Genomic DNA, 13,133 nt, shown 5'->3' with positions numbered 1-13,133 from the left:
GCGTTTCCCTAAAAAATCCTAAAATATTCTGTGTTTGATGGTACTACTTGAATGTATTGCGGATGACAACTTCATCCAGTGCAAGTTGTCCGCCACGTGGTTTGGCTGGTTGCAAGCCCTTGCCGATGGCAACAAACATTGCGGGAGTATGATCGGCAGGCAGGTTGAGCAGCTTGGCGACAGCATCGAAATCAAAGCCATCCATCGGGCAGGAATCGTAACCCATTGCCTTGGCAGCCAGCATCAGCGTGGTAGCCGCCATGCCGCAGGAGCGCATGGCTTCATCGCGCTGCACCTGTTCCTTGCCACGGTAATAGCCATCAATGGCATTCACCAGATAATCTTGAACCGGTTGATCGGCATTGCGCCAGTAGCGGCGCGGTTCCTTTTCCCAGGCCTTGAGGTCGGCAGTCAGCACGACCAGCAACGAGGCGTCCGTTACCTGTGCCTGATCCCAGCTGGCAGCCCGTACTTGTTTGCGTAGCTCGGGATCCTGTACCAGTACGAAACGCCAGTTCTGGATATTGAAGGCGGTAGGAGAGAGCACAGCCAGCGACATCAACTTTTCGATATCTGCTTCGGGCATAGCATGCGTAGCGTCATATGCTTTGACGGAGCGACGATTTTTAATGGCTTCAATGACATTCATAACAACAGCATTCCTTAATAATGCACTGCGACAATTTCCAGTTCCAGATCGCCAGCTGGACGATGCCAGATTACGCTGTCACCGACTTTCTGCCCGATCAGGGCCCTGGCTAGCGGCGATACCCAGCTGACACGATTGATGGCAATGTCAGCTTCATCCTCTCCCACAATCATGAAAGTGTGATGATTGCCGTCCTCATCTTCCACTGCAACAGAAGTACCAAACAAGACAGTATCAGCAGGCTGGGTACCCGGCTCAACCGGGATGGCAGACTCCAGTCTTGCCTGCAAATAGCGCAGATCACGATCAATCATGGCAAGACGTTGCTGGGCCACAGGGTCTTCCTTGCGCAGAGCAAGAGGTACACGCTCCTGCTCAAGCTTGCTGGCCTGTTGCTCCAGTTGTTTGAGGCCATTGGGAGTGACGTAATTGGGATGTGGGCTGAGCGGCCGTTCCGGCAAGTCTGTGCCAGCGCGCTCCAGGTCATCCTCTTTTACAAATCCACGGCTCATGGCGCACGATCCATAAAACCCTGAATTATAACCCAAACGCTGATTTCTTTGGGATTGGAAGTATCTGTGGCGGATGGTTGTGAAAGGCAAGCTGAGTTGTAGGCAATAAAAAAGCGGCTGCGAAGAGCCGCTTTCGTGCTTACTACCACCAATCTGGCTAGAAGTAATTCAGCCCCAAGGCAGCTTTTACTTCATCCGTGGTGCCTGCGGCTACTTCACGTGCCTGCTCTGTGCCTTCACGCAACAGTTGCAGGATATAGCCCTTGTCTTCGGCCAGTTCTGCACGGCGGGTGCGGATTGGTTCCAGCATTTCCTGCAACACAGCTTCCAGGCGCTTTTTCACAATACTGTCGGCCAGGCCGCCGCGGGTGTAATGGTCTTTCAACTCCGCCACGGCAGCTTTGTCGGTATCGAACGCATCCAGATAGGTAAAGGCGATATTGCCTTCCACATGGCCTGGGTCCTCGATCTTGAGGTGCAGTGGGTCAGTGTAGACTTTCTTCACTGCTTTGCTGACCTCATCGGCAGTGGCGCCCAGGTTGATTACATTGCCCAGTGATTTGCTCATCTTGGCCTTGCCGTCGATACCGGGCAGGCGGCCGATTTCCGGTACCAGAGCCTTGGTTTCCACCAGGATTTCCTCCTTGGTAGCCGGGTTCTTGTACAGTCGGTTGAAGCGGCGCACGATCTCGTTGGTCTGCTCGATCATCGGGATCTGGTCTTCACCTACTGGCACCAGTGTTGCCTTGAATGCTGTGATGTCAGCCGCCTGGCTCACAGGATAGGTGAGGAAACCGGCAGGAATATCGCGCTCGAAGTCACGCAGGCGGATTTCCTCCTTCACGGTTGGGTTACGCTCCAGACGTGCCACCGTGACCAGGTTCAGGTAATAGAAGGCCAGCTCTGTCAGCTCCGGCACCTGCGACTGGATGAAAATGGTGGAAAGCTTGGGATCAATGCCAACTGCCAGGTAATCCAGCGCCACTTCAACCACATTACGGTGGACTTTCTCAATGTCATCCATGTTGTCAGTCAGGGCCTGCGCATCGGCCAACATGACAAATTGCTTGTATTCATGCTGATAACTGACACGATTGCGCAGGCTGCCAACGAAATGTCCAAGGTGCAGGGGACCAGTCGGGCGGTCGCCGGTGAGGATAATGGATTTGGAGCTCATCTGTTCTCTATTCTTTTACATTCAAACGAGTGAGGCAATTATTCCCACTCAATCGTCGCCGGCGGTTTGCCGGAGATGTCGTACACGACGCGGTTGATGCCACGTACTTCGTTGATGATGCGGTTGGAGACTTTGCCTAGCAGGTCGTAAGGCAGTTCGGCCCAGTGTGCGGTCATGAAGTCTGTGGTGACGACTGCGCGCAGGGCGACTACGTAATCGTAGGTGCGGCCATCGCCCATGACGCCAACTGACTTCACTGGCAGGAATACGGCAAAAGCCTGTGAGGTTTTGTCGTACCAGGATTTTCCATCGACATCCTTGGTGTTGCGCAGTTCTTCGATGAAAATATGGTCGGCGCGGCGCAGCAGGTCGGCATATTCGCGCTTGACTTCGCCGAGGATGCGTACGCCAAGACCGGGGCCGGGGAAGGGGTGGCGGTAAACCATGTCGTGAGGCAGGCCGAGGGCTACGCCGAGCTCGCGCACTTCGTCCTTGAACAGTTCGCGCAATGGTTCCAGCAATTGCAGTTTCAAGGTGTCGGGCAGGCCGCCAACGTTGTGGTGGCTCTTGATGGTGTGAGCCTTCTTGGTCTTGGCGCCAGCAGATTCAATGACGTCAGGGTAGATAGTGCCTTGTGCCAGCCATTTGGCTTTGGACAGTTTGGCGGATTCTGCCTGGAATACTTCGACGAATTCACGACCGATGATCTTGCGCTTGGCTTCTGGGTCGTTGACGCCGGCAAGGTCGCCGAGGAATTTGGCGCTGGCATCGACGTGGATGACTTTGACGCCGAGGTTCTTGGCGAAGGTTTCCATGACTTGTTCGGCTTCGTTGAGACGCAGCAGGCCGTTATCGACGAAGACGCAGGTGAGCTGGTCGCCAATCGCGCGATGGATCAGGGCTGCAGCCACGGATGAATCGACGCCGCCAGACAGGCCTAGGATGACTTCATCACTACCGACTTCGTCGCGGATGCGCTGCACGGCGGTTTCCACGTAGTCGGGCATGTTCCAGCTCTGGTCGCAACCGCAAATGTCGTGCACGAAGCGGCTCAGCAGCGCTTTGCCTTGCTTGGTGTGGGTGACTTCAGGGTGGAATTGCACGGCGTAATAGCGACGGTTTTCATCTGCCATGCCAGCGATGGGCGTGGAGCTGTTGCTGGCAATGATCTTGAAGCCGTCGGGCAGGGCGGTAACCTTGTCGCCGTGGCTCATCCAGACGTCCAGTAGGCCGTGGCCTTGTTCATTACTTTTGTCCTGAATATCCTTAAGCAGGGCAGAGTGGCCCTGGGCGCGGATTTCAGCGTAGCCGAATTCGCGCTTGGCTGCATTTTCCACGGAGCCGCCCAGTTGCGCGGCCATGGTCTGCATGCCGTAGCAGATGCCCAATACCGGTATGCCGAGCTCAAATACGCTTTGTGGCGCGCGGGGCGTTTCATCTTCATAGACTGAGTTGGGGCCACCGGAAAGGATCACGCCAGCGGGATTGAATTCACGGATGAAGTCATCGCTGACATCCCAGGAATGCAATTCGCAGTAGACGTTCGCTTCGCGGATGCGACGTGCGATCAATTGGGTGTATTGGGAACCGAAATCAAGAATCAGGATTTTTTGTTGCATGAACGCTCAAACGCCTGGAATAAGGTTAAAAAACAGCCCGGCGTGCCGGACTGGTCTGTAAATTTATGTACTCCTGTGCGGCCAATCCAGCAGGCACTAAGGCCGCTGTTGCAACGAATGCCGGATTGGATGCATGGAGTGCAACTACCATGACTATGCTTAGTCTATGCGGTAGTTAGGTGCTTCTTTCGTGATTTGCACATCGTGCACATGAGATTCACTCATGCCGGCAGCAGTAATCTGCACAAATTCAGCACGGGTACGCATTTCCTCGATGGTGCTGCAGCCGACATAACCCATGGAGGCGCGCAGGCCGCCCATTAGTTGGTGGATCACAGCGAGCACGCTGCCTTTGTAAGGCACGCGGCCTTCAATGCCTTCAGGCACCAGTTTGTCGGCATTACCGTTGTTGTCCTGGAAATAGCGGTCGCTGGAGCCTTTTTCCATGGCGCCGATAGAACCCATGCCACGATAGGACTTGTAGGAGCGACCCTGGAACAGTTCGATTTCGCCTGGGGCTTCTTCAGTGCCGGCAAACATGCCACCCAGCATGACGGAGTAAGCACCGGCAGCAATTGCCTTGGAGATGTCACCGGAGAAGCGGATGCCACCATCGGCAATGAAGGGTACCCCTGTACCACGCAAGGCTTCTTCCACATTGCTCACTGCGCTGATTTGCGGCACGCCGACACCTGCCACGATGCGGGTGGTGCAGATGGAACCTGGGCCGATACCGACCTTGACACCATCAGCGCCAGCGTCAACCAGCGCCTTGGCTGCGCTTGCAGTGGCGATGTTGCCGCCAATGACCTGCACTTGCGGGAAATTCTTCTTGACCCAGTTGACGCGGTCAAGCACGCCTTGGGAATGACCGTGTGCGGTATCGACCACAATTACGTCCACGCCAGCTTCAACCAGTGCGGCAACGCGGTCTTCCGTGCCTTCACCGACACCAACGGCAGCCCCTGCGCGCAGGCGGCCTTTTTCGTCCTTGCTTGCATTCGGGTGGTCAGAGGATTTCTGGATATCCTTGACTGTGATCAAGCCCTTGAGCTCGAAATCGTCATTGATGACCAGAACACGTTCCAGGCGATGCTTGTGCAGCAGGGCCGTGGCTTCTTCCAGGCTGGCGCCTTCGCGTACTGTCACCAGACGCTCGCGAGGGGTCATGATGTTGGAAATGGCCTGGTCCAGATTGGTTTCGAAGCGCAGGTCACGGTTGGTCACAATGCCAACCACCTTTTGGCCGTCGACAACGGGCAGGCCGGAAATCTTGTGTTGGCGTGTCAGTTTCAGCACATCACGTACGGTCAGGTGAGGCTGGATGGTGACTGGGTCATTGACCACGCCGGATTCAAAACGCTTGACGCGTGAGACATGGGCTGCCTGGGCAGCAATAGTCATGTTTTTGTGAATAATCCCCATGCCGCCTTCCTGCGCCAATGCAATGGCCAGAGGAGCTTCCGTCACGGTATCCATGGCGGCAGAAATCAAGGGGATATTGAGAGTGATGGAACGGGTGAGCTTGGTGGCGAGACTTACTTCGCGTGGCAGCACGTTGGAATGTGCTGGTACCAGTAGAACATCGTCGAAAGTAAGCGCTTGTTGCAACAGACGCATAAAATATCTTTCCGGCAAAAGGCAATTATACCGGGTAGTGTCCTTGTGGTAAATCACCCTGATAGTAAGTGGGTTGATATTAAGCTGCTATGCTGCAAATTGAAAAGAGCTGCAATGCCTCTGTGTCGCGTGTCATCGACATTTTTCATGGTGATATTTTCGATGGTAAAACCTGGCCTCAGGTGTCCAGCATGGGTCAACGTGTTCTGACAGCAACTGACGGGGTTGTCTTGCGCGCCCCTTTTCTTGGTGCGGCGTCGCGGCTGGCGCGTTTACGTCTTGCTTCTTTCGGGTCCGCCAACAGTGGGCGGTAAATCTCCACCCGGTCTTGTGCCTGCAGGATATGGTCGGTTTGTACCACCTCGCCGAAAATGCCGAGCTGATTGGTATCCAGTCCGGGAAAGTGATCACTGATGCCTGATTGCAGGACAGCTTGCAGTGCCGTAGTGCCGGGCGCAACCTCAATTTTGAGGATCATCTGCTTTTCCGGCAGGGCGTGGGCTACCTCAACAGGAATACGGGTTGTCATGGTGCTACGTTGTCGGCTTGTTGCACGAAGGCTTCTACAAAAGTGTTGGCGATATGGCTGAATACCGGGGCAATGAGTTTCTCCAGCAGAAAGCTGGAAAACTCGTATTGCAGTTTGAATTCTATTTTGCAGGCATTTTCTGCCAGTGGCGTAAAGCGCCAGAAACCTTCCAGGTGCTTGAATGGACCGTTTTTCAGACGGATTTCCATGCTGGTGGGGAAGGTCTTATGGTTCTCGGTGGTGAAATGCTGTTTCAGGCCGTGATAATCAATATGCAATGTAGCAGCCGTGACAGACTCATCCCGCTGGAGCAGGTCCACGCCGCCGCACCATGGCAGGAAGCCGGGATAGGCCTCGACATTGTCCACCAGATTGAACATGTGTTCTGCAGAGTGTCCCACCAGGACTGTTTTTTCAACCTGTGCCATTCGTCTCACGATCTAGAGTAAAATGCCAATTTTAAGCCATATTTGCCGGCAAGCTGCAAACCTGTGTGAAGATTGGATGGCTCGTCCATCGCAACCGCACCAGCCGACAAATTGTTCTCACTATATAAGTATTACGCCACCATGAGTATCGCCCAGAACAAAAAAGCGTTTCACGATTATTTCATCGAAGAAAAATACGAAGCCGGTATTGTGCTCGAAGGCTGGGAAGTCAAGGCTATCCGTGAAAACCGCATCCAGCTGAAAGAAGCCTATGTCATTATCCAGCGCGGTGAAATCTACCTGATCGGTTGCCACGTCACTCCGCTGGGATCAGCCTCCACTCATGTGCGGCCGGACGCAATCCGCACGCGCAAGCTGCTGTTGCATTCCGAGCAAATTGCCAAATTGATCGGCAAGGTGGAACGTGCCGGCTATACCCTGGTGCCGCTGGACATGCATTACACCCGTGGGCGCATCAAGGTGCAGATTGGCCTGGCCAAGGGCAAAAAACAATATGACAAGCGCAACAGCGAAAAGGAAAAAGACTGGAAGCGCGAGCAGAGCTCCATCATGAAGAAATACGTCAAATCCCAGGCAAATTCCTGATTGCCGCAGCAGTCTGCCTGCGGTTATTTCTTGGCCCGGCGATACAGCCATGGCGGCACAGGCTTGGCATCCTGCCATAAACCCTGTTTATCACGCTTTGCCTGATATTCTGCCTGCGCATAACGCGAGCGATCTTCCGGCTCCTGCTCACGCTCAAAATACTTGTAATGCCAGGCCATGCCTTTCTGGACCTGCTGCAAATTGATGTCCTGACCGTTGTAAATCACTTTCCCGACTATGCGTCCGTAATCATCACGCTTGTTCCAGTCGATAGTCACCACCTTGCCATTGATGGCCCGGTTGAGCGCCACACGCGATTGCTTTCCATACGCCTGCTGCCTCTCCGGCGCATCAATCCCCAATAACCTGACCTTGTGCTGAGTATTGTTCGCTATGATAGTCAACGTATCGCCATCGGCGATATGGATAACCTTGCCGGTGAGCGTGGCAGCCAGGACAGAGGTGCTTGCCAAGCTGAAAAACACACAAATCAGCAAGCGTTGCAGACAATATATATTGGAGCGCAAGAGACGAGAGTAGGGTGTCAACATGAATCATGTCACGTGGGTGAAAGTTGGGAGACAGTATAAAGCAGATGATGTGGGAAAACTGAACCTGATGGTTGTAGCGAACAGGATTAGACTGTATTAAATAAAAAAGCCCGGAATCAGTAATCACGGGCTTTTTGAGAGGTTTTGATGTTGCTTGATATTGGAATATGGTGCCGGGGTCAATCTAACAAATCTTTGAATTCCTTGTGCTGCAATGATCTTGTTGTTTTTATTTTTTGAGTTACCCCCAAAGTTACCCCAATTTTGTCATTGTCACTCTGTTTGCTGGTGGAATATTTTTAACCTGGCAATGCATGAAGTTAGCATCAGAAATAAAAATTCCATCTGCTCTATCCATCCCGATATAACATAACCCCCTTAGTAAAACTCTGTGACTGGAAACTGATCGGGGTTCGAATTACCCGTGATAGGGGAAACACCTAGAAGGACCCGTAAAATATATACAGGTCTGGTATACACATCTATCACCTAAACCCACCAGCAACCGTTCTCAAAAATCCCCGCGCATTTATATTCTGAAGCCCAGGCTTCACACGCGTTTTTCTCTCCTTATTGATTTTTTGAGTCGGGGCAAGTCGGGGCGCTCGGGGCACCGCGTCACTACTGGGTTTCAGCCGCCCCGACTTTCCGGGGCATACTCGGGGCAGTCGGGGCAACATTGCTCAAAGCCGTGCAATGCCGTCCGTCCATTGATTGCGTTGGGTGACACAATCAAGCCTCATCATCGCTATCAAATATCTTGCTGGTGATTCTATAGCAGCGGGTATTGCCTTCACCTGGTAGCCTTTCCTTGCGTGTGTAACCTTTACCATCAGGTATAAGAATTCCCTTGTCCACCAGCAGGCGGCTGATAATACGTTTATCAAACCCCTTGCATATCTCCTGCTCGAACGTAACAGGGAACACGTAATATTCTGTATCTCTGGCTTTCCTCTCATCGCCTTCAGGGTAAGTGCTGCCACTGTATATCGGCTGTCCATTCTCATCCTTGGCATCATAGTGCCGCCTATAGCCTGCTCGGTTCACGGTCTTGGGTGCATGCTGGCTGGTGTCAGATGCAGGCCTGTCCCAATCTGTGAAACGTGCCTCACCATGCAGCTCAAAGAACTGGCGTACTTGGGCCAGCATAGCTGCCTGTTCCTGATTGCCTGCACCGCCACGCTGGGCCAGCCATGCCTTGAAGCACATGGCCGCTGCCTGGCTAGCCTCGCCTGGTTGCCAGCCGGTAATGCCCCATTGCGTGGCCAACTCACCCGCTGCACTCACTAGGCCAAAGCGCAAGGCTGCACGGTAAGCCTGCCCACCAGCATCATCAGGTAAATGGTCCTGATTAAATAACTCCTGCTCCTCCTTAATAGCCCGCTGTACCTCTGTATATTGCCCCACCAGCTTGCTGATAAAGGCCAGGGCAGGGGAGCCGTAATGCTTGACAGCCAGCTCATTCATCACCTTGGAAAATGCAGCGCCACCAGCATGGCCGTGGATCTGTTCAAACAACCCCAGCCCCTTGCCTGCATCTGCTGGAATATCCAGCAAGCGTATCTCCTGGCCTGCCTTGGGCTTCTTGCCAGCCTCTGCCATATGTTCAGCTAGCCCGGCTTCACCACTGGAGATAAACAACAAGCGCCAGGTGGCAGTATCACGCATGGCCCCGGTACGGCCCGATCTCACCTTACCGCTACCATTGGCCAGCATATAAGCCACTTCACCTGCTGCCCTGGGATCAACCTGGCTGATCTCATCCAACACCAGCAGGCAATCACTATGCTGGCTTGCCAGGGCTTCCAGGCCGTTATCGGTAGCTCGCCACCGCTGCAGGAAGTCAGCTCCTCCCCATACAGATGAAGCCACGCGTAATGCTGTGGTCTTGCCTGTAGAACTATCCCCTCGATAATGAAAGCCGCCTGATTCCATGCCTGTGACGTGCAATAACGGCCCGGCAAAGGCCGCTGAGATAGCAAACACCAGCCGGGAATTACCCGCACACAAGCCTGCCAATACTTGCCAATCCACCAGCTTGCCCCGTGTCTTGAATGTGCTAGGGGTAGCGTTCAGTGACTGATACAGGATGCGTTCATCGTCTGTTTGGCCTATGGTTCTATCCGGCATCACAAACACCTGATCATGCCAGCCGGTACGCTCTACGCATCGAGCACGTGCTGTCACATTGGCCGTCTGGATATACCGACTTAATAGATTACGGGATTTGGTGCCTTGTTCAATCAATAGGCCCATGCGGGACAATTCCCGGCGATACTCAGTACCATCCCCGGCCAGCATCTCCATCGGCAAAGCCCAGGCATGGTGTTGGCCATCCGGGTCATCAAACTCCAACAAGCGCCCCCAGCTCTCACTTTTGGCATCCCGGGTAACAGCCGTAATATCCAACCTGGAGCATATCCATAAAGGTGGGGCATCATTGCCAGTATCGGATTTGCCGTAATACCACACCCCCTGATCATTCACATGGAAGCGGCTGCTAGGCGTATCAAGTGCGTCATCCTGCATAGGTGCGGCGGCGCTGGTGGATGCGGATGGAGATGATGCAGGGGCCAGTCTATCCACCAGGAAACCATCCCCACCAGCTAACCCGTCCATACGGCCCGCCGTCCATCCACGTGCTACCAAGTCAGCGGCATCATCCTTGTCCTGTAGCCCCTCGATCATGGCCAGGTTGATATGCTGTACCGTGGTAGCACCTGCCTTGCGTAGCAGCTCATCAACAGCCTGCATGCACTTCAAACCAGCTTCATCATTGTCCCGCCATAACCAGACCTTACGCCCGGTCAGTGGGGACCAGTCCGTTTTACCGGGTGCCTGTGCACCGTTCAGCATCGTGGTGGTGACGGCGGCAGGGAACAATACAGCGGCGGCATCGGCGGCTTTCTCACCTTCACATACAATCACCAGGGCATCAGGCTTACTCTCCAGACCCGGCAGGTTGTACAAAGGCCGGGGACTATCCAGCCCTTGCCAGCGCCATTCATGCTTACCCTGGGCATTCCTGCACCATGTCAGCGGTACAAACTGTTTCCGGTCACTAGACTGGCCAGGCTCAAACCGATAGACCAGGCAAAGCAACCCACCAGTCGTATCACGGTATGCCCACTGCATGGACGGCACACCGTATCGATAATGCCGGGCTGGTGGCTTCGGGACATCAGAAGACACGGGTAACACCGCTTCCCACTCGGGCTTTTTGCTGGTGAGTGATATTTGGGTATTGCCTGCCTTGTGTTGTGGGCTGGTGGCGCGTTTCTGTGAGTCGCTTTTACCGCTATCCATCCCGAGGAACTGGGCCAGTAGCTTGGCAGCTTCCCCTTGCCCGATTCCCTCGATATATGCCACTAGCGACACTAGGTCACCGCCCTTGGCATCATCTGCAAAATCTGCCCATGCGCCGGTATCCAGGTTGATTGAAAACGAACCAGGCTTGCTATCAGCCCGCCTGGGATTCAGGGGCAAGTATTCTCGGCCTTGCTGTTTACCGCCTGGGCACCAGTGGGCCAACACGCTATCGATGCCGGCGAGGGCTGCCGTTTTGACTTGTGCGATAGAGGCCATGCTCAGCCCTCATGGCTGGGCTGGGATGCAGCTATGAAGTCGGTAGCCTCGGCAATGTCATCATGCTTATCTGCAATGCGTTTCAGGCTTTCATCTATAGAGGCCAAGTGCTTGATGATCACGGCTTGCTGGTGGCCGGTATAGCCAGCAGCCATCATGTTTAGAAGGGCGGGTATTAGGGCCTTGGAAGCATCCTTTTTATAATCCTGTACTCGCTTCAAGGCATCGCTATTGGCAACAATATCAGCAGCCTTATTCAACATACGATCTGCTAACGCAGCCGCTTCATGCTCTCCTAGAGCATTGGATGATACGGGTTGTATAGGCTCATCAAATAGGTTCATTTTGAAGCCCCTTCTGCAGCCAGCTTTGCAATCAGGTCATGAATGTCCTCGGCTTTCCATACGGTGGTATTGGCTCCCAGCTTGATAGGTGCAGGGTATTTCCCGGCTTTAACGCCGCTCCACCAAGTAGATTTACCAACAGGGATAACGGAAAGGATTTGGGGCAGGCGGACAAAGCCTGTATTGGGTAGGGTGTTTTGTAGCATCGCTGTTTCCTCAAGTCTTGCAGCATCCGATTGGGCGCCGTGCGATGCTTACTTTATAAACCGTGATTCACGGTTTGCCGGAAAGCGTGAAAATTAAAAGTATTTCTTCTTATATTTGCTCAGTCTATTTCCAATGGTGTCGAAAGCTGTTGGCGTGAAGCGACTCCAGTAAACCAGTTTATTTTCATAATCGACCTCTCTAATGACAGCTTGTTCTGATGATGTATCAGCCATATCTTCCAGTAGTTTTAATATCTGTTTTTTACCCGTATCTTTACCATGCTGTTGCATTAAATTCAGCAATATATTGCCTAATGCATCCAGGCCCTTACCTGATGACGATGAAAACTTCTTCCCCTTCTCTGCCAGTAGCTCAAGGGTATTTGTTTTAAGCTGAATATCAATTACCCATGCTTGCAACAGCAGCACCTTGATAATATCCACCTGTCCAGTAAGCTGGGAGAGGCGGCCAATTGCCATCAGCCGGTCTTGGATATCAGTCACAATTTTCCGCTGATAGGACATTCTGTATTCATAGAAAGCAGCCCGCCCAGCATCTAGCATTCCTAGCTTTGCAATTTCCGATACCTCAAAATCTTGCAATGCTTTACTAAGGCGGTTGAGATTTTTCACTAATATTAATCTTACCTCGCTGAAAAAGTTATAGTCCGTGCTGTCAGAATCTAAGCTGGTGGCGTAATAATCCAAAGAATTGAATATTTCCTGCTGATCAAACAGGCTTAGAAAAAGATTACTCGTGTAGCCTTTTAATGTGTATCCAACCCTCCTGTGTGGCGTGTCTGAATCCTGCCGTCGATCTGGGTCTTTTGACGGATATTCACCACTCCCACGACCTAGAAAAAATTCTTTACTCATAGTATTCCCATCCCGTGTTTGGCCCGGCACTGGCGCCATGCCAATACCGGGTTAGCTGGTGGTTAATCCACAATATCCAAATGCTCCAATAGCTCCCCGGATAACCTCTTGACTAGCAGGCTTAAGGCCAGGGACGAATGCAGCTTGAGCCATTCCGGGGTATTGGCATTCACTGATAGCTGTTCTTCAAGTTCATCCACCAGCAAGTAAGCAATGCTATTGATACGGCATAGATGCTGGTAGGCGTCTCGTATGTTAATAGCCGGTTGAGTATTTGGGTTAAGGAGCAAGGGCCTGTTTACTCATGATCTTTCCCTTATGCTGTCGTGATAGTGATCCACAATCTCAAGCCGGGCTTGCACATCCATAAAAATGCAATGAAGCCCCTCGCTATATCCAGGCCCGGGGATGTCAGAATCATCTCCTCTAGT

At 52.9% G+C, this 13,133-nt stretch carries 14 protein-coding genes; 1 reads left to right on the top strand and 13 read right to left on the bottom strand.

Features of this window, described 5'->3' with window-relative positions; all coding sequences use genetic code 11:
* Positions 1–43: 43 nt before the first annotated feature.
* The 7 genes from CHB59_RS04005 to CHB59_RS03975 all read right to left on the bottom strand — a co-directional run bounded on the left by CHB59_RS04005 (position 44) and on the right by CHB59_RS03975 (position 6,534).
* Positions 44–649: a nitroreductase family protein gene (locus CHB59_RS04005; RefSeq protein WP_089374952.1), complete on the bottom strand. Its 606-nt coding sequence runs from the start codon at positions 647–649 to the stop codon at positions 44–46.
* Positions 650–663: 14 nt separating this feature from the next.
* Positions 664–1,161, bottom strand: a complete 498-nt coding sequence (locus CHB59_RS04000; protein WP_089374951.1) for a GreA/GreB family elongation factor — start codon at positions 1,159–1,161, stop codon at positions 664–666.
* A gap of 157 nt (positions 1,162–1,318) precedes the next feature.
* Complete coding sequence (gene trpS, locus CHB59_RS03995) at positions 1,319–2,338, bottom strand: tryptophan--tRNA ligase (protein ID WP_089374950.1); 1,020 nt, start codon at positions 2,336–2,338, stop codon at positions 1,319–1,321.
* A gap of 38 nt (positions 2,339–2,376) precedes the next feature.
* The gene (gene guaA / locus CHB59_RS03990) at positions 2,377–3,957 is read right to left on the bottom strand and encodes a glutamine-hydrolyzing GMP synthase (protein ID WP_089374949.1); all 1,581 of its coding nucleotides are present in this window, start codon (positions 3,955–3,957) and stop codon (positions 2,377–2,379) included.
* A gap of 159 nt (positions 3,958–4,116) precedes the next feature.
* Entirely contained in the window at positions 4,117–5,577 is a 1,461-nt protein-coding gene (guaB, locus tag CHB59_RS03985; protein ID WP_089374948.1) for an IMP dehydrogenase, read from the bottom strand.
* 196 nt (positions 5,578–5,773) lie between these two features.
* Positions 5,774–6,106: an RnfH family protein gene (locus tag CHB59_RS03980; protein WP_089374947.1), complete on the bottom strand. Its 333-nt coding sequence runs from the start codon at positions 6,104–6,106 to the stop codon at positions 5,774–5,776.
* Entirely contained in the window at positions 6,103–6,534 is a 432-nt protein-coding gene (locus CHB59_RS03975) for a type II toxin-antitoxin system RatA family toxin (protein WP_089374946.1), read from the bottom strand. The genes CHB59_RS03980 and CHB59_RS03975 overlap by 4 nt, the downstream gene beginning before the upstream one ends.
* 141 nt (positions 6,535–6,675) lie before the next feature.
* Here CHB59_RS03975 and smpB point away from each other — a divergent pair, with 141 nt between their 5' ends.
* Entirely contained in the window at positions 6,676–7,140 is a 465-nt protein-coding gene (smpB, locus tag CHB59_RS03970; protein ID WP_089375130.1) for an SsrA-binding protein SmpB, read from the top strand.
* Positions 7,141–7,163: 23 nt separating this feature from the next.
* Here the strand turns inward: smpB and CHB59_RS03965 are convergent, their stop codons facing one another.
* The 6 genes from CHB59_RS03965 to CHB59_RS11710 form a co-directional block, all read right to left on the bottom strand.
* Complete coding sequence (locus CHB59_RS03965) at positions 7,164–7,691, bottom strand: thermonuclease family protein (protein WP_245835027.1); 528 nt, start codon at positions 7,689–7,691, stop codon at positions 7,164–7,166.
* 732 nt (positions 7,692–8,423) lie between these two features.
* Positions 8,424–11,276, bottom strand: coding sequence for a DUF927 domain-containing protein (locus CHB59_RS03960; protein WP_089374945.1), 2,853 nt, complete (start codon positions 11,274–11,276; stop codon positions 8,424–8,426).
* A gap of 2 nt (positions 11,277–11,278) precedes the next feature.
* The gene (locus CHB59_RS03955) at positions 11,279–11,620 is read right to left on the bottom strand and encodes a hypothetical protein (protein WP_089374944.1); all 342 of its coding nucleotides are present in this window, start codon (positions 11,618–11,620) and stop codon (positions 11,279–11,281) included.
* Positions 11,617–11,826, bottom strand: a complete 210-nt coding sequence (locus tag CHB59_RS03950) for a helix-turn-helix transcriptional regulator (RefSeq protein WP_089374943.1) — start codon at positions 11,824–11,826, stop codon at positions 11,617–11,619. The genes CHB59_RS03955 and CHB59_RS03950 overlap by 4 nt, the downstream gene beginning before the upstream one ends.
* 93 nt (positions 11,827–11,919) lie before the next feature.
* Positions 11,920–12,702: a hypothetical protein gene (locus tag CHB59_RS03945; RefSeq protein ID WP_089374942.1), complete on the bottom strand. Its 783-nt coding sequence runs from the start codon at positions 12,700–12,702 to the stop codon at positions 11,920–11,922.
* 62 nt (positions 12,703–12,764) lie between these two features.
* The gene (locus CHB59_RS11710) at positions 12,765–12,908 is read right to left on the bottom strand and encodes a hypothetical protein (protein WP_179212066.1); all 144 of its coding nucleotides are present in this window, start codon (positions 12,906–12,908) and stop codon (positions 12,765–12,767) included.
* Positions 12,909–13,133: the final 225 nt, after the last annotated feature.

The sequence above is a fragment of the Methylobacillus rhizosphaerae genome, assembly GCF_900187985.1.
In the GTDB taxonomy this organism is placed as follows: Bacteria; Pseudomonadota; Gammaproteobacteria; order Burkholderiales; family Methylophilaceae; genus Methylobacillus; species Methylobacillus rhizosphaerae.
The sequence above is the reverse complement of the archived record's forward strand: the minus strand, read 5'-3'. Positions and strand labels throughout refer to the sequence as shown.